This is a genomic window from Pseudomonas arsenicoxydans (assembly GCF_900103875.1).
GTDB lineage: Bacteria > Pseudomonadota > Gammaproteobacteria > Pseudomonadales > Pseudomonadaceae > Aquipseudomonas > Aquipseudomonas arsenicoxydans.
The window spans coordinates 1,009,355-1,026,006 of the sequence record NZ_LT629705.1 but is presented as its reverse complement, the minus strand read 5'-3'; the positions used below and the strand labels follow the sequence as shown (position 1 = coordinate 1,026,006).

General features: G+C 58.6%; 15 protein-coding genes. 4 read left to right on the top strand and 11 right to left on the bottom strand.

Going from position 1 to position 16,652, the window contains the following annotated elements; all coding sequences use genetic code 11:
* Both BLQ41_RS04565 and BLQ41_RS04560 read left to right on the top strand, forming a co-directional pair.
* Positions 1–939 (top strand): MlaD family protein, encoded by a 939-nt coding sequence (locus BLQ41_RS04565; protein ID WP_090177468.1) that lies wholly within the window; start codon positions 1–3, stop codon positions 937–939.
* Positions 936–1,562 carry an ABC-type transport auxiliary lipoprotein family protein gene (locus tag BLQ41_RS04560; RefSeq protein WP_090177465.1) on the top strand — a complete coding sequence of 209 codons (627 nt, stop codon included), beginning with the start codon at positions 936–938 and terminating at the stop codon, positions 1,560–1,562. Before BLQ41_RS04565 ends, BLQ41_RS04560 begins: the two co-directional genes overlap by 4 nt.
* 118 nt (positions 1,563–1,680) lie before the next feature.
* Here the strand turns inward: BLQ41_RS04560 and BLQ41_RS04555 are convergent, their stop codons facing one another.
* The 5 genes from BLQ41_RS04555 to BLQ41_RS04530 all read right to left on the bottom strand — a co-directional run bounded on the left by BLQ41_RS04555 (position 1,681) and on the right by BLQ41_RS04530 (position 6,079).
* Positions 1,681–2,910 carry a nucleoside recognition domain-containing protein gene (locus tag BLQ41_RS04555; RefSeq protein ID WP_090177461.1) on the bottom strand — a complete coding sequence of 410 codons (1,230 nt, stop codon included), beginning with the start codon at positions 2,908–2,910 and terminating at the stop codon, positions 1,681–1,683.
* 130 nt (positions 2,911–3,040) lie between these two features.
* A complete protein-coding gene (gltP, locus tag BLQ41_RS04550) occupies positions 3,041–4,372 on the bottom strand; it encodes a glutamate/aspartate:proton symporter GltP (protein WP_090177458.1) in 1,332 nt (443 codons plus the stop codon).
* A 705-nt stretch (positions 4,373–5,077) separates the two neighbouring features.
* Entirely contained in the window at positions 5,078–5,542 is a 465-nt protein-coding gene (locus BLQ41_RS04540; RefSeq protein ID WP_090177451.1) for an inhibitor of vertebrate lysozyme family protein, read from the bottom strand.
* A gap of 2 nt (positions 5,543–5,544) precedes the next feature.
* Positions 5,545–5,709 carry a DUF1328 domain-containing protein gene (locus BLQ41_RS04535; RefSeq protein ID WP_003177151.1) on the bottom strand — a complete coding sequence of 55 codons (165 nt, stop codon included), beginning with the start codon at positions 5,707–5,709 and terminating at the stop codon, positions 5,545–5,547.
* 82 nt (positions 5,710–5,791) lie between these two features.
* The gene (locus tag BLQ41_RS04530; RefSeq protein ID WP_090177448.1) at positions 5,792–6,079 is read right to left on the bottom strand and encodes a hypothetical protein; all 288 of its coding nucleotides are present in this window, start codon (positions 6,077–6,079) and stop codon (positions 5,792–5,794) included.
* A gap of 439 nt (positions 6,080–6,518) precedes the next feature.
* Here BLQ41_RS04530 and algB point away from each other — a divergent pair, with 439 nt between their 5' ends.
* Positions 6,519–7,865: a sigma-54-dependent response regulator transcription factor AlgB gene (gene algB, locus BLQ41_RS04525; RefSeq protein ID WP_090177446.1), complete on the top strand. Its 1,347-nt coding sequence runs from the start codon at positions 6,519–6,521 to the stop codon at positions 7,863–7,865.
* A 10-nt stretch (positions 7,866–7,875) separates the two neighbouring features.
* Positions 7,876–9,666, top strand: coding sequence for a KinB sensor domain-containing domain (locus BLQ41_RS04520; RefSeq protein ID WP_090177443.1), 1,791 nt, complete (start codon positions 7,876–7,878; stop codon positions 9,664–9,666).
* Positions 9,667–9,681: 15 nt separating this feature from the next.
* On the opposite strand, the gene BLQ41_RS04515 is transcribed toward BLQ41_RS04520, so the two are convergent.
* The 6 genes from BLQ41_RS04515 to BLQ41_RS04490 all read right to left on the bottom strand — a co-directional run bounded on the left by BLQ41_RS04515 (position 9,682) and on the right by BLQ41_RS04490 (position 16,645).
* Positions 9,682–11,295, bottom strand: a complete 1,614-nt coding sequence (locus BLQ41_RS04515; RefSeq protein ID WP_090177440.1) for an EAL domain-containing protein — start codon at positions 11,293–11,295, stop codon at positions 9,682–9,684.
* 75 nt (positions 11,296–11,370) lie between these two features.
* Complete coding sequence (locus BLQ41_RS04510) at positions 11,371–12,150, bottom strand: N-acetylmuramoyl-L-alanine amidase (protein ID WP_090177437.1); 780 nt, start codon at positions 12,148–12,150, stop codon at positions 11,371–11,373.
* Between the two features lie 103 nt (positions 12,151–12,253).
* Complete coding sequence (locus BLQ41_RS04505; protein WP_090177431.1) at positions 12,254–14,302, bottom strand: GGDEF domain-containing protein; 2,049 nt, start codon at positions 14,300–14,302, stop codon at positions 12,254–12,256.
* Positions 14,299–15,177, bottom strand: coding sequence for an endonuclease/exonuclease/phosphatase family protein (locus BLQ41_RS04500; RefSeq protein WP_090177427.1), 879 nt, complete (start codon positions 15,175–15,177; stop codon positions 14,299–14,301). The genes BLQ41_RS04505 and BLQ41_RS04500 overlap by 4 nt, the downstream gene beginning before the upstream one ends.
* Positions 15,178–15,191: 14 nt before the next feature.
* Entirely contained in the window at positions 15,192–15,833 is a 642-nt protein-coding gene (locus tag BLQ41_RS04495) for a thiol:disulfide interchange protein DsbA/DsbL (protein WP_090177425.1), read from the bottom strand.
* 200 nt (positions 15,834–16,033) lie between these two features.
* Positions 16,034–16,645, bottom strand: a complete 612-nt coding sequence (locus BLQ41_RS04490; RefSeq protein WP_090177422.1) for a c-type cytochrome — start codon at positions 16,643–16,645, stop codon at positions 16,034–16,036.
* Positions 16,646–16,652 lie beyond the last annotated feature (7 nt).

Here is a 16,652-nt window from a genome sequence, read left to right as displayed (position 1 = left end):
ATGGAAACCCGAGCCCATCATGTATTGATCGGCCTGTTCACCGTGCTGGTGGTGGCAGGCGGCCTGCTCTTCGGTCTGTGGCTGGCCAAGTCCAGCGTCGACACCGAGTTCAAGGATTACGAGATCGTCTTCAACGAGGCGGTCAGCGGCCTGTCCAAGGGCAGTGCGGTGCAGTACAGCGGGATCAAGGTGGGCGACGTGGTGACGTTGCGCCTGGACCCGAAAGACCCGCGTCGGGTGCTGGCGCGGATTCGCCTGGGGGGCGATACGCCGATCAAGGAAGACACTCAGGCCAAGTTGGCGCTGACCGGGATCACGGGGACGTCGATCATCCAGCTCAGCGGCGGCACGCCGCAAAGCCCGACGCTGAGGGGCAAGGACGGTCATTTGCCAACGATTGTGGCGTCGCCCTCGCCCATCGCGCGCTTGATGAACGACAGCAATGACTTGATGGCCGGCGTGAGCGCGTTGATGCATAACGCCAATCAGATGTTTTCTGCGGAAAACGTCGAGCGCGTCAGCAAGACGCTTGAACATCTGGAGCAAACCACCGGCACCATCGCCGATCAACGCGGTGATATTCGTCAGGCGATGCAGCAGTTGGCGTCGGTCGGCAAGCAAGCCGGGGCCATGCTCGAACAGACGTCAGCGCTGATGCGCAACGCCAATGGCCTGCTCAATGATCAGGGCAAACAGGTGTTCGGCAGCGCCGAGCAGGCGATGAAATCGCTGGAGCAAAGCAGCGCGACCATCAACACCCTCCTCACCACCAATCAGGATTCGCTCAACAGCGGGATGCAGGGCCTCAATGGCCTGGCGCCAGCGGTGCGTGAACTGCGCGACACCCTGACAGCGTTGCGGGCCATCTCCCAACGCCTGCAAGCCAACCCCAGCGGTTATCTGCTGGGTGATGACAAGAACAAGGAGTTCACACCATGAAGCTTGCGCACCTCGCCCTCCTCGTCAGCTTCACATGGCTCAGTTCCTGTTCGATCCTGCCCAAGTCCGAACCGTTCGATGTCTATCGCTTGCCCTCATCCCAAGGCAGCGCGGCGGTCAGCCACGGCGCCCCGCTACGCTGGTCGCTACGCCTGACCAAGCCCCAGGCCAGCCAGGCCTTGAACAGCCCGAACATTGCGGTCATCCCTCAGGGTGACCTGCTCAGCAGCTACAAGGCGTCACGCTGGAGCGATCCGGCGCCGGTGTTGCTGCGCAATCGCCTGCTCGATGGTTTCCAGCGTGATGGCCGGGTGCCGTTGTTGAGCACCGATGACAGCAATTTCCAGGCTGATCTGGAATTGGGCGGCAATCTGCAAGCCTTCCAGACGGAGTATCAAGGCACGGCGGCCAGTGTGGTCGTGCGTCTGGATGCGTTGTTGGTACGCGGGTATGACCAACGCATCCTCGCCAGCCGTCGCTTCGAAGTGCGCCAGCCGTTGAGCGATGTGCAGGTGCCGGCGGTGGTGGCCGGGTTTGGCCAGGCCAGTGATCAGTTGACGGCACAGGTGGTGAGTTGGGCGGTTGAGCAAGGCCAGAAAGTCGCGCCGCCGCCAAAGCCTTAAATCCGCCACACAACCCCTGTGGGAGCGGGCTTGCCCGCGATAGCGGTCTGTCAGTCAACATCTTCGTCGCCTGATACGACGCCATCGCGGGCAAGCCCGCTCCCACAGGGAATCTCGGTTAACCGAAGAACCAGTAGCAAACGCCGATTGCACCGAGCACACCGGCAAGCTCCGCCAGCAATGCGCACCCGACCGCATGCCGCGCCCGCTGAATCCCCACCGCGCCAAAGTACACCGCCAGTACATAGAACGTCGTTTCCGTACTGCCCTGCACCGTCGCCGCGACCAGTGCAGGGAAGCTGTCTACACCCGATGTCTTCATGGTTTCGATCAGCATCGCCCTTGCGGCGCTGCCGGAGAACGGTTTGACCATCGCCGTTGGCAGCGCGTCAACGAAGCGCGTGTCCCATCCGGCCCATGCCACCAGATGACGAATACCGTCCAGACCAAAGTCCAGTGCGCCGGAGGCTCGCAGCACGCCGACCGCGCACAGCATCGCCACCAGGTACGGCAATAGATTCTTGGCCACGTCGAAGCCTTCTTTGGCCCCTTCGACGAACGCTTCGTACACCTTCACCTTGCGCAGCGCGCCGATCACCAGGAACAGCATGATCAAGCCAAACAGCGTCAGGTTGCCGAGGATGGATGACAAACCCGCCAGAGCGCTCGCCGAGAGGGTCGCCAGCAGCGCCATAAAGGCACCGAGGGCCAAGGCACCGGGAATCAGATAGGCGAGCACCACCGGGTCCCAGATGCGCAGGCGTTGCATGAACGCCACCGACAAAAAGCCCACGATGGTCGAGCAACTGGTGGCCAACAGGATGGGCAGAAACACTAGTGTCGGATCGGGCGCGCCTTGCTGGGCGCGGTACATGAAGATCGTCACTGGCAGCAGGGTCAGCGAAGAGGCATTGAGCACCAAAAAGAGGATCTGAGCGTTGCTGGCAATCGTGTCGCTGGGATTGAGCTCTTGCAGCGCTTTCATAGCTTTAAGGCCAATCGGCGTGGCGGCGTTGTCCAGGCCCAGTCCGTTGGCGGCAAAGTTCAGCGTGATCAGGCCGATGGCCGGATGACCGGGCGGGACTTCCGGCATCAGACGCAGGAACAACGGGCCAAGCGCTTTGGCCAGCCATTCGACGATTCCGGCCTTTTCGGCAATTCGCAGAAAGCCCAGCCAGAGAGTCAGTGTGCCGAACAGCAGGACCATGACTTCGACAGACAACTTGGCCATGGCGAAGATGCTTTCCACCATCGCCGCGAAGATGCCGGCGTTTCCGCCAATCAGCCATTGCGCCAGCGCCGAAATGGCAGCCACGATGAAGAAGCCAAGCCACAGGCCATTAAGCATCAGTCAAATCCCCCGGAAGATGCGGCGAATGATAGCGGGGTGTGCAGAAACGACAAACCCCGGATTTCTCCGGGGTTTGTTTGTCACGGCTTGCGCCGCTACCACATGCGGCAATCCTGCACGCTTGTGATCAGTTGCTGGACACTTCGCCTACCGGCAGCTTTTCCTTGCTGCGCCAGTGCGGCAGGGAGTTCCAGTAGCGCTGGCCCTTGGCATCGTCGTACATGCCTTCCCAGCGGGAGATGACCAGTACGGCAAGGGCGTTGCCGATTACGTTCAGTGCGGTACGGGCCATGTCCATGATGCGGTCGACACCGGCGATGAACGCCAGGCCTTCGAGCGGAATGCCGACGCTGCCCAAGGTGGCCAGCAACACCACGAAGGAAACGCCCGGTACACCGGCGATGCCTTTGGAGGTGACCATCAGGGTCAGCACCAGCAGCAGTTGCTGGCTGATCGACAGATCGATGCCGTAGAGCTGAGCAATGAAGATGGCCGCGATGCTCTGGTACAGGGTCGAACCGTCGAGGTTGAACGAGTAGCCGGTTGGCACCACGAAGCTGCAAATGGCTTTCGGTGCGCCGTAGGCTTCCATTTTCTCGATCACGCGTGGCAGCACGGTTTCGGAACTGGCGGTGGAGTAAGCCAGCACCAGCTCATCCTTGAAGATGCGCATCAGCTTGAGCACCGAGAAGCCGAATACCTTGGCGATCAAGCCCAGCACCACAAAGGCGAAGAAGGCGATGGCGAAGTAAACCAGGATCACCAGTTTGGCCAGCGGCAGCAAGGAGGCAAAACCGAAGTTGGCGACGGTCACCGCGATCAGTGCGAAAACGCCGATCGGGGCGTAGTTCATGATCATGTGGGTGACTTTGAACATGCTTTCCGAGACGCCCTGGAACATCTTCACCAGCGGTTCACGCAGGTCCGATTGCAGGCTCGACAAGCCGAGACCGAACAACACGGAGAAGAAGATGATCGGCAGCATCTCGCCGCGGGACATGGCCGCGAAGATGTTCGACGGGATCAGATTGAGGATGGTTTCGACGAACGCGTGTTCGTGCTGAACCTCGGCAGCGGTCGCCTGGTACTTGGAAATATCCACCGTACCCAGGGTGCTCATGTCGATGCCGGTGCCCGGATGGAACACGTTGGCCAGAACCAGACCGACCACGATGGCGATGGTGGTGACGATTTCGAAGTAAACGATGGTCTTCAGACCGATACGTCCAAGCTTCTTCGCGTCACCAACGCCTGCGATGCCGACGATCAGCGAGGAAATGACGATTGGGATCACGATCATCTTGATCAGACGGATAAAGATATCGCCTGCTGGTTGCAGGACGTTGCTGATCCACCAGGCCTTTTCGGCACTGAAATGGTTGAGCAGCGCACCGATTGCAATCCCCAATACCAGACCGATGAGGATCTGCCAGGCGAGGCTAAGCTTTGCCTTCTTCATATCTTTACCCTTACTTGCGTTTGACTCAGGCAGATGCAGGAACTGGAACGCTTGTGGCGAAAAAGTCGTATGCCTCTGCCCCCGTATAAGGTGCCCCGGAGCGAGTTGTATGGCTCTCTGGCAGGCGAAAAAAGGCGCAACTATTCCGATGCAAGGCTGCGACGTCTAATGCCGTAAACGCCTACCCTATGCCGAATCGGCATGAGCTTTTTCAATTGAAACTTGCGTCCCAACCGGTTCGAATACGACATTTCGGCAGGCATAAGTGCCGTGAACCGGCCATTACAGGGGAGGTTGGTCATTTTTCGAGCGGGGAGGTGTAGGGCAAAACTTAGGAAGAAGCCTACGTTTCAAAGCGAAAACGCTTCGTCGGCAAGGCAGCTCTTTCTCGATATACGGTCACGAAAGAAACACCGCGCGCCGGTTTTGCGAAGAGTCGCCGTATCTTAAGGGCAGGGGAGCAGCAGAACGCTCTAGGACGATGCTTTTCATGCAGAAAGCTCTACGCAAGCTCGTCAAATCACACTGGATCGGCGAACTTGCGTCGCAGCTATTCCTGACCCGGCCCTTGCGCAGACACTCCATGTGCCCGTAGGTCACTCCGACCCTGTAACAGTCAGAACGTCCCGACCCCTTGGTCATGCGACTACCTTCCTCGGGTAGCGCATAGGGAAGAAGCGGTGTGGCCTCTTCCGTGTTTCGAACTCAATACCAGTTTGGATCTTTCTTGAGCTGTTCCATCAACAAATCCTGCATACCTTGATCTGGTTTGCCGAGGAAGCGGTAATCGGCATGTCGCGTTGGCGACTTGTCGGCCGGCAGTCCCGCGGGTACTTCGATCAGCATGGCGTAGGCGTCCTTCTTGTCGAAACTGAATGCCACGATCAAGCGTTTGGTCAGGCACGTCGGCTTTGTTTCGCACAGTGGGCCGACCAGATACTTGTCGCCATCTTCTTCAACAGCATTCATTTGCTCGGCATCGCCAGACAGGTTCATCACCCATTCCGGCAGTCGTTCTTCCTTTTTAACAACTTTTGTCCAGGTTTCACGGTACTGCGGGTCTGCGCTCAGCAACTCGTTGACCCGCGCCTGCCCATCATTGGCAGCTATCGCCATGGCACTACCGCCCAGAAGCAGGGCGGCTGCCAGTGTCTTAAACGTGACGCTCATCTTCAGCCTCGACCGCGACGGCCAAAGAAGAACGAAGCAATAAACATCACCAGGAACACGACAAAGAGAATCTTGGCGATACCCGTGGCGGTGCCCGCGATACCACCGAAGCCCAGTACCGCAGCAATGATGGCAATGATCAAGAATGTGATTGCCCAGCTCAACATGGTGATTCTCCTTACGCTTCTATATTAGAGGTAGTGCGTGTGGTGCTTTTCCCGGCGCATCGATCACGCCAAGTTGGTTTGCCTAGAACACCCAATGTTCCTGACGTGGCATCTGATCCACAGGCTGAGCCTGGTCGACGTCCATCATTCGCATTGGGGCGAGGTCAGCCTGGTTGCTGCTGACGGCTCTGAAATGAGTCTGGGTTGCAGGTTGAATCGATACGTGCGGCGCCTCTGGTTGCTGGCTCTGTTCCCAAAGAAGGAACTGTTGGCCCGCGATCAGCGTGATCAACAGGGCCAGAAGGGCAAACAGGCCTTGCTGGATATGCAATGGCGAGATACGCATTTGGGCGGCACGTTGGCGATTCATCCTGAAGCTCCTCCCACTCTGGTGGTGATCTGCTAGTGGGCGTCGATAATTTATGCCCTGCTTACCCTGTCTATTGCAGTCTGCATGCCAGCTTTTTATTAGAATTAAAGTGTTTAAAATCAATGAGTTAGATTGATTGTTAAAAGTACGCAGGACGCATCCTGCACGATGGCCTGCGCAAGGTCGGGCGTATTGCACGATCGCATCAAGGGAACTTTGATAATTTTTGAATTGCGGGGAGGGCGCAGATGTCAGAAAGGGACGTGGGTAATCGCCTTAAAAGCGATATTTAAGTAAAAAACCAGATAAATCAGACCATTAGCTAACAGATCGGTAGAGAGCTACCCTGCCAGGGCTGGAATGGATCAGAATAAACCATGCAACTTGCCCGATTTTTCCGGGACTAACCAAGATCATTCATTAAATGGAGCGCAGGAACATGGAATCAGCCACTGAGCATCAAGGCCGCATTCTGCTGGTGGATGATGAATCCGCCATTCTGCGAACCTTCCGTTATTGCCTCGAAGACGAAGGCTATAGCGTCGCTACCGCGAACAGCGCAGCGCAGGCCGACGCCTTGTTACAGCGCCAGGTGTTCGATCTATGCTTTCTCGATCTGCGCCTGGGCGAAGACAACGGCCTGGATGTTTTGGCCCAGATGCGCATCCAGGCACCCTGGATGCGCGTAGTGATCGTCACCGCTCACTCCGCCGTAGACACCGCAGTCGATGCCATTCAGGCAGGCGCCGCCGACTATCTCGTCAAACCCTGCAGCCCCGACCAATTGCGCCTGGCCACCGCCAAGCAGTTGGAAGTGCGCCAACTCTCCGCACGCCTTGAAGCCCTTGAAGGCGAAGTACGTAAGTCCAAGGACGGCCTGGACTCGCATAGCCCGGCCATGAAAGTCGTACTCGAGACCGCACGCCAAGTGGCCGGCACCGATGCCAACATTTTGATCCTTGGTGAGTCGGGGACCGGTAAAGGCGAGCTGTCGCAAGCCATTCACGGTTGGAGCAAGCGCCAGAAGAAGTCGTGCGTTACGATCAACTGCCCGTCGCTGACGGCGGAATTGATGGAAAGCGAACTCTTCGGCCACAGTCGTGGTGCGTTCACGGGCGCGAGCGAAAGCACCTTGGGACGAGTCAATCAAGCGGATGGTGGCACGCTGTTTCTCGACGAAATCGGCGATTTTCCTTTGACGTTGCAACCAAAGTTGCTCCGTTTCATCCAGGACAAGGAATACGAGCGTGTGGGCGACCCAGTGACGCGCCGCGCTGATGTGCGAATTCTTGCGGCGACCAACCTGAACCTCGAAGACATGGTGCGCGACGGTCGCTTCCGTGAAGACCTGCTCTATCGCCTGAACGTCATTACCCTGCACTTGCCGCCACTGCGCGAGCGCAGAGAAGACATTCTGAACCTGGCTGACCGTTTTCTTGCGCGCTTCGTCAAGGAGTACGCCCGCCCGGCGAGAGGGTTCAGCGATGAAGCCCGTGAAGCGTTGCTGTGTTACCGCTGGCCCGGCAACATTCGCGAGCTACGTAACGTGGTGGAGCGGGCGAGCATCATTTGTCCACAGGAGCGGGTCGAGATCAGTCATTTGGGCATGGCCGAGACCCCGGTCAACAATGCGCCGCGCATCGGTGCTGCGTTGAGTCTGGATGAGCTGGAGAAAGCCCACATCGGTGCCGTGCTGGCCACGGCCGACACGCTGGATCAGGCGGCCAAAACCCTTGGCATCGACGCTTCGACCCTGTATCGCAAGCGCAAGCAGTACAACCTGTGAGCGTTATCCGATGAAACTGGCGATGAAGCTGCGTACTCGGCTGTTCCTGAGTATTTCGGCGCTGATCACGGTGGCGTTGCTCGGGCTCTTGCTCGGTCTGGTAAGCGTGATGCAGATGGCCGCGACTCAGGAAGCACTGGTTCGCGAAAACTTTGTCACGCTGGATCTGGGGCTGAAATTGCGTCAGACCCTGGGCGATCAGCTCATGGTCATGGTCAATGAAACGCCCAATCCTGCAGCCTTTGAGTCGAGCCGCCAGCGTTACCTCCAGTTGTTGGACGAAGGCATCGCCCATGAGCAAGCAGGAAACGGCGACTTGTACGGATTCAAGCAGGCCAAGGCTGACTACCTCGACTTTCTTGAGGCCTACAGCCAGGCACGTGAACCGACACAGGTATTAAGTGGCAAAGAAGCGCTCACGGAAAAATTCAACGCGCTGCGCAACGGCCTGATCACCGAGCACAAGCGCGCTCTGGATAGCATCAATGACACCGAACGCCGGGCCCGTGAGCGGGCGCTGCTGATCGCCGGTTTGCTGGGATTGGTGGGATTGGCGGTCCTGATCATCGGGTTCGTTACCGCCCATGCGATCGCCAGGCGCTTTGGCGCTCCGATAGAAGCCTTGGTGCAGGCTGCCGACAATATTGGCCAAGGCAATTTCGAAGTGACCCTGCCGGTGTCCTCCGCCGTGGAAATGAACCAGCTGACCAAGCGTTTCGGCATCATGGCCGAGGCATTGCGCGAGCACCAGGCGATGAATATCGACGAGCTGCTTGCCGGTCAGCAACGATTGCAGGCCGTACTCGACAGCATTGACGACGGGTTGCTGATGATCGATCGCGATGGTCATCTCGAGCACCTCAACCCGGTGGCCCAGCGCCAGTTGGGTTGGGACACCGATCGCCTTGGCCAAGGGCTGGGGACGGCACTTGAACGTCCCGAACTGGATGAACAACTGCAACTGGTGCTGCGCGGCGGGACGCTCGAGCGGGCACCGGAAGATCTGAGCGTCGAAGTGGATGGCGAGTCGAGATTGCTGACCTATAGCCTGACGCCGGTCAGTCATACACAGGGCCATATTCTTGGCGCTGTGATGGTGTTGCATGACGTCACCGAGCAGCGCGCATTCGAACGGGTGCGCAGTGAGTTTGTCCTGCGGGCCTCCCATGAGCTGCGTACCCCGGTGACCGGCATGCATATGGCGTTCGGCCTGTTCCGCGAACGGGCGAAGTTTCCTGCGGATTCGCGCGAAGCTGATTTGCTGGACACCGTGAACGAAGAAATGCAGCGCTTGATGCAGCTGATCAACGACCTGTTGAATTTCTCACGTTACCAGAACGGATTGCAGAAGCTTACGCTTGCACCTTGTGTCATCGAAGATCTGCTTGAGCAGGCCCGGGCACGCTTTGCCGGGGCTTCGGCGCTCAAAGGCATTGAATTGCTGGTGGAAGTGCAAGGGCCGTTGCCGAGGTTACAGGTCGATCAAGGGCAACTGGATCGGGTACTCGATAACCTCATCGATAACGCTTTGCGCCACACCGCTGAGGGCGGGTTGATACGGTTGCAGGCCCGACGTCATGGAGAACGGGTGATTATCAGCGTAGAAGACAACGGCGAAGGCATTGCGTACGGCCAGCAGGGACGGATCTTCGAGCCCTTTGTTCAGGTCGGCCGCAAGAAGGGTGGCGCGGGGCTTGGCTTGGCACTATGCAAGGAAATTGTGCAGTTGCATGGCGGGCGGATGGGTGTCTATTCGCGGCCAGGGCAGGGGACTCAGTTCTACATGGCTCTGGCGGTATAAGCCGTAGCCATCCGATCAGGCTTCATCATCCAGGCGCCGGGCGTTCAGCCGGCGACCGCGGGTAATCAGTTCAATGAACTGTACGGCGCTCAGTGCATGGGCGAACAGCCAACCCTGACCATACCTCACACCTTCACTGCTCAAAAACTTCGCCTGGGCTTCATGCTCGATACCCTCGGCGATCACCTTGAGTTGCAGGGCCTGCGCCATATGGATGATGTGCGGTGCTACACCGCTGCTGGCGGCGTCATGACCCAATGCATCGATAAACGCCTTGTCGATTTTCAGGCAGTCCACCGGCAGGGTTTGCAGGTAGGCGAGGCTGCAATAACCGGTGCCAAAGTCATCGATCAACACCTGATGCCCGACATCGCGCAGCGCTTGCAGGTTTTCCCTGGCCACCACCACGTCGATCAAGCCGCGCTCTGTCACCTCGAAAGCGATCTGCTTTGCCGCGACCCGGTGCAAGGTCAACAGACGGGCCATCACCTGACCGATACGTGGGACCATGACGTCGCAAGCTGCCAGGTTGACTGAGATGTACAGCTGCGGGTTGGCGCGTAGCAACTGCCCCAGTTGTTCAAGCAACCGCTGCAATACGAAGTCGGTCATCTGACGGATCTGGCCGGTGTTTTCGGCCATCGGGATGAACAGGTCGGGACTGGTCAGGGTGCCGTCCGGCCTTCGCCAGCGCAGCAAGGCTTCGGCACCGACACAGTTGCGACTGTCGAGATCAAAGATCGGTTGATACAGCACCTGCAACTCGCCTCGGCGAATGGCGCCGTTCAATTCGGCATCCAGCGACTGTCGCTGTCGGACCAGCAAAAACACCATGAAACCAACGAAAACCCCCAAGGCCAGGCTGGCCGGCAGTAGCCACCACCACACGGCAGGCACATGCATGCCGGTGCGCGGTGTGATCAGCACTAGTTGGTATTCGGGGTTGTTGGTGGGCATGCGGTAGATCAAGCGGGTTTGTGTCACTTGCAATGCATCCTGGCTTTTTGGGGGCCAGGGTTCCGTGGGCGGCCAGACTTGCTCGACACCCAGAACCGGAATCGCGCGGTTGCCGTGATCGAGCACGACCAGCAGGCTGCTACCGGGGGACAGATCGACCATGTCGGTCAAATGTCCGCGAGACGTCGCGACACGAAAGTTGCCACGTCCGAGCATCAGCGCAGCACGGTTTTCATCGGGTTCGGTCGTGGTATTCAACCAGAAGCTGTAGGTGGGGCCCCTTATATCCGGTGGTCGTGTCAGCGACAACACTTCCTGGCGGGGGCGGTTTGAGCAGATTCGCGGGCCATCCATGTAAGCAGCTTCGTAAACGAATCGGTAATTGAAACTCACCTGTTGCAAGGTCGCGACCATCGCCGTATCACAGGTCCGCAACGGTTGGGCTTCGAGATCGTCGAGGCTTTCGCGAAGTTGTCCGAACAACTGCTCCAGGCGGACCAGGAAGCGCTCGCCCTGAGCATTCATTTCCTCGCTTTCGCTTTGTTCGACCTGATGCATTGCCACGAACAGGCTACCGGCCATCAATAGCGTTGCGCTCAAGGCAGCAGCCAGTATCGCCAGGAACCAAGGGCGATAGAACCAACTACGAAGCGTCTCTCGAGCTACAGCCATCATGGATATCCGAAGAATTACCAATGAGTTATAGCTGCTGATTTGGAAATAGCCCTGACCGTCGGGCGGGCGTCATTATTTTGTCTGATTCAAAACCTGTAGCAATGCTGCGGTTTGAGCGTCCGGGGTGCCATCGAAGCGGGTGGGGCGGAAATGCATCTGGAAAGCGGCCAGGACATGGCGTGTTGCAACATCCAGCTCACCCGTTTGCGGCGTGGCATAACCGAGGTGAGCCAACTGTGACTGGAACCAGCCGATGCTTGGCAGCTCGACTGCATACTGGGCTTGCTGGCGTGCAACCGCCTGCTCGTTGGGCCAGATACCCAGGCCTTCGGCGGCCAGGCGTTTCCAGGGGAACAGCGGGCCAGGATCGAGCTTGCGCAGCGGCGCAATGTCGCTATGACCGATGATGGCGCCAGGGTCGATGTTGTAACGCTTGCTGATGTCCTTGAGCAGGAAGATCAACGACTGAATCTGATCTTCGCTGTAGGGATACCACAGGCGACCGGTCGGGGTGTCTTTGAAGCCCGGATTGACGATCTCGATGCCGATGGAGCTGGAGTTCAGCCAGGTCCGGCCTTGCCATTCGCTTTCACCGGCGTGCCAGGCGCGCAAGTTTTCATCCATCAGCTTATAGATGGTGGCGCCTTTATCGTCGCCGATCAGATAGTGGCTGCTGACCTCGCCGTGGGTCAGCAGTTGCAGCGAGCGCTCAAGTGAGGCGTTGGTGTAATGCACCACCACGAACTGAATGCGACTGTCGTAATTGGCTGAAGGGTGACTGGTGTCGATCCGCGGACCACTGGCACAACCGGCCAACAGGAGCAGCGACACAATGAGAGCAAGACATTTCATGGCTGGAGGCAATACACGCAAGACAGTAATGCAACAGTGTAACGTACTGACTCGCGCGCAGAAGGCAAAAGCGCAGTTTTAAATAAAATGGCACAATTGCCTGTCAGCCTGGTTCAACCCGGTTGCGGCCGGCATTTTTTGCGCGATACAACGCCTGATCGGCTCTTTTCAGCGCTTGATCACTGTGTTCCGCGGTTTTCAATGCGGTAAAACCTACGGACAGCGTGATGGTCACCCGTTCGCCCTTGAAGTGAAAAGGGCAGGCCTCAATGGAGGCGCGCATGGTTTCCAGCAGCTTTGCGCCGGTTACCAGGGAAGTGTCAGGCATCAACATGACAAACTCCTCACCTCCGAATCGTGCAATGAAATCCGTTCCCCGCAGGCGCTTGCGCAATACGCCGGCGATGATTTTCAGTACTTTGTCACCCGCAAGGTGCCCGTAGTTATCGTTGATGCGTTTGAAGTGGTCGAGGTCCAGCATCACCAGCAATAGGGTGTTGCCGTGTTGCTGCCAGTCGCGAACTTCGTGCTCCAGCCGCTCACTCCAGGCGGCTCGATTGGGCAGGTTGGTGAGCGGGTCGATCAGGGCCTTCTGGCGCTGTTCCTCGAGGTGCTCGCGATAGCCCAGCGCTTCCTGTTCCATGTGTGCCACCCGTTCCGCCAGGCCTTGCAGGCGTGCGGCGATTTCGTGCTCACGCTCGTCGCGCTGCTTTTGGTGTTGGTCCATCGTGCCCAGCAGGCCTTCGAGATGGTTCTCCAGAACGTGCTTGAGGTCCTCCAGATCTGCCGCTTCCTGCATGCTGCTTTGCAAGCCGTCGACCTGCTCGCGGATCTGCGTGTCCATTTCACGCGCAGCAGAGCGATTGTCGGCATGGCCGTCACTGGCCGCCTGCAAGTTGCTCTGGAAGGACTCCAGGCGTTCGTTGAGATGCTGCAAGTAAGCTTCGAATTCGTGCTGACCGCTGTCGGTGATTGCCAGCATCAATGTCGCCAGATCGTCGAGGATCGGGATCAACTCGTACCAGTTCAAGCCGTTTTGCAGACGGTCGCGCATCGCTTCGGCTTGCGGCCGGTGACGTTCGGGCAGCGTCAGGTCGTCAAGAAGGCCCAACAGCGTGTCTTCAATGTGCTTGGCCACAGAACTGTAGGAAGGCTCTGGTGAGTCCGGTAAGGCATAAACAATGTCCCCTGGCTCAGGTTGCTGCGCATCGCCGGTGGTCGCCGCTGCCGGTTTCAATTCGTCAGGATTGATTAACTCTTGAACCTGCGCGGCAGGTGCGATGACTGGCAGCGCTGGCTCTTCCAGTTGTTCAAAATCGCTCGGCTCTTGTGGCTCTGCCGGCTGCGCACATTCAGGCGCTGGGGCAAGGACAGGCGGGACAAACGCCACGACGTCGGGAGCTGTAACCTCTTTGGGAACGGCCTGTATAACCAGGGACTCAGGGATTGCAACGACAGGTGGGGCGTCGTGGGCCGGTGATGGCGCGACTGGCGGCTGCTCTATCGTGGGCGCGGTATCGACTGTTTCCGGTCGAGTCTCAGCAGCTGGTGCGTTAGTCGGTTCAGCCGTCTGCGGGGCAGGCGCTTGCACGGAAACGACGGCAACCTGCGCCGTGGCCTCATCCGCTTCCCGGTTACCGAACAACCGCTGCAAAAAACCAGGACGATCAGGCTCTGTCGGGTTGTCCAGTTGGCGCAAGGCGTTGCCTTGAAGGCCACTCAGCTCGCTGAGCAGCAACGGAATTTCCCTTGCCTGACTGACCCGGCCATCCAGTTGCTTGGCAAAATTCTTGAGCGGTCGGCTGACTTCGCGTGGCAGCGGTAGCGTTTGCAGCTGTGTCACCAGTGCATTCAGTGCGGCGCTGGTCTGGTTGACCCGGGTTTCCCGGCGCTGTTCGGAGTCGAGCACCGCTTTTTCGAGCCGTGGCAGCAGGGCGGCGAGGCCGGCGTCCATATCATCGGTGCGCACGACTTCGCGCATTTCCTTCATGCATAGATCAACGGCGCGATCGGTGCCTTCCGCAGCAAGCGTACTACGCACCAGGCCACGGCGCAGCAGGTCGAGCCTGGCGTTCCACCGACGTTCGAGCTTTTCCTGTTGTTCGATGCTTTTGAGGTATTTCTCTTTCCAACGCTCTGTTTCGTCGCTCATTCAAGGGATCCGCGAGGGGCAGGACTCAACGCGGGCAATGCATCGGCCGTGAGCGAACCCGGCAGACGAATCTCTACCGCGACGGGCAGGTGATCTGAAATCGGTTGTGCCAGCACCTCGACCTTTTCAAGGGTCAGGGTAGGGCTGAGCAGTATATGGTCCAGGCAGCGCTGCGGACGCCAACTTGGGAAGGTCGCTTCCAGTTGTGGCGCGAGCAGGCCGAGGTCACGCAACGGGGAGTTCTGCAGCAAGTCACTGGCGTGGGTGTTCATGTCGCCCATCAACACCTGGTGTTTGTAGCCGCCGATCAACTCGCGAATGTAAGCCAGCTGCATCGTGCGCACCCGAGCGCCGAGCGCAAGGTGCATCATCACCACCACCAACGCCTCTGGACCCTCGCCGAAGCGCACCAGGATGGCTCCGCGCCCTTTGGGGCCCGGTAGTGGATGGTCTTCAATCGCCCAGGGGCGCAAGCGGCTCAGCACGCCATTGCTATGCTGGCCGAGGCGCCCGAGATTGCGGTTGAGTTGCTGATACCAGTAGGGGAAAGCGCCGAGTTGCGCCAGGTGTTCAACCTGGTTGACGTAGCCTGATCGCAGGCTGCCGCCATCGGCTTCCTGCAGGGCGACCAGATCGAAGTCGCCCAACAGAGTGCCGATCTTTTGCAGATTGTCGGCACGGCCGGTGTGCGGCAACAGATGTTGCCAGCCCCTGGTCAGGTAGTGCCGATAACGCTCGGTACTGATGCCGACCTGGATATTGAAGCTGAGCAGGCGCAGACGGCTGTCTGCGGGCAGGCCCGTCGATTCCAGATGATGTTCGTTGACCCGCGGATCATGCAGGCCAACGACGCGTTCAGTACCCCAGCGGCGCATGGCAGGCCCCGCGCTTAGTTGGCGGCAGCCTTGTTAGCCGCTCGCTCTTTGTCGACCAGTTTGTCGGCCAGTTGCAGGGCTTGCTCGGCGCCGCCGGCAGACCCTATGTCAAAGCGATACTTGCCGTTGACGATCATGGTTGGAACCCCGGAGATTTCATATTTCTTGGCCAGTTCACGCGCCTGGACGATCTTGCCCTTGATGGCAAAGGAGTCGAAAGTCGACAGGAACTTGTCCTTGTCTACGCCTTGAGTGGCGAGGAAGTCGGCCATGTCGGCTTTATCGATCAGCTTCTTGTGTTCTTTCTGAATCGCGTTGAACACCGCGGCGTGAACCTTGCTCTCGACGCCCATGGCTTCAAGGGTCAGGAACATCTGGCCGTGTGCATCCCAAGGGCCGCCGAACATCGCCGGAATGCGGACAAAGTTGACATCCGAAGGCAGCTTCTCGACCCAAGGATTGATCACCGGTTCAAAAGCGTAGCAGTGCGGGCAGCCGTACCAGAACAGCTCCACGACTTCGATTTTGCCAGGCACAGCGACCGGAACCGGATTGCTCAGTTCGACATAAGGGGCGGCGGGTGCTTCGGCGGCTTGGGCAGTCACGCCGAACAGGCTGGCAGCGACGAGTGCGGCGCTGATGATCAGATTACGCATGCTTTACTCCTGGACAATTTTGGTCGCCTCGCGCGACCTGTTTTCAGACAGGTCATGGCGGGCGTGAGTTCTGTAGTGTAACGGCAGCAGCCACAAAAAAGGGCGGCCTAAGCCACCCTTTTTATACTTGCTGCGACGGATTAATAGAGCGTTAACGTTGCAGGAGATGTACATCCTGCGCGCCGCCCTGTTCGCCGGTCTTAGTGCAGGCCCTGAATGTAGCTGGACACTGCCGCGATGTCTTCGTCGCTCAGCCGCTTGGCAATGGTCTGCATGGTTTTGGTGTCGCCATCGTTGGTGCGGCCGCCTTCTTCCTTGCGGAATTCGGTCAGTTGCTTGGCAACGTATTGAGCGTGCTGACCGCCCAGGTGTGGGAAACCAGCTGCCGGGTTGCCTGCGCCATTGGGCGAGTGGCAACCGGTGCAGGCGGGCAGGCCCTTGGCCAGGTCGCCACCGCGGAACAGTGCTTCACCGCGAGCCACGACTTTAGGGTCGGCGGCGCCAACGCTGCCTTTCTGGCTAGCGAAGTAGGCGGCGATATCGGCCAGGTCCTGATCGCTCAGGTTGGTCAGCAGGCCGGTCATTTCCAGTACCGTACGTTTGCCGGACTTGATGTCGTGCAGCTGCTTGTTCAGATAACGCTCGCCCTGGCCTGCCAGTTTCGGAAAGTTAGGCGCCATGCTATTGCCATCCGGGCCATGACAGGCGCCACATACTGCGGCTTTCGCCTGACCAGCAGTTGCATCACCTGCAGCATGGGCAATGCCGGAGATCCCCACGGTCAACAGCAGACTCACGATCAATTTGTTCATCAGCTAA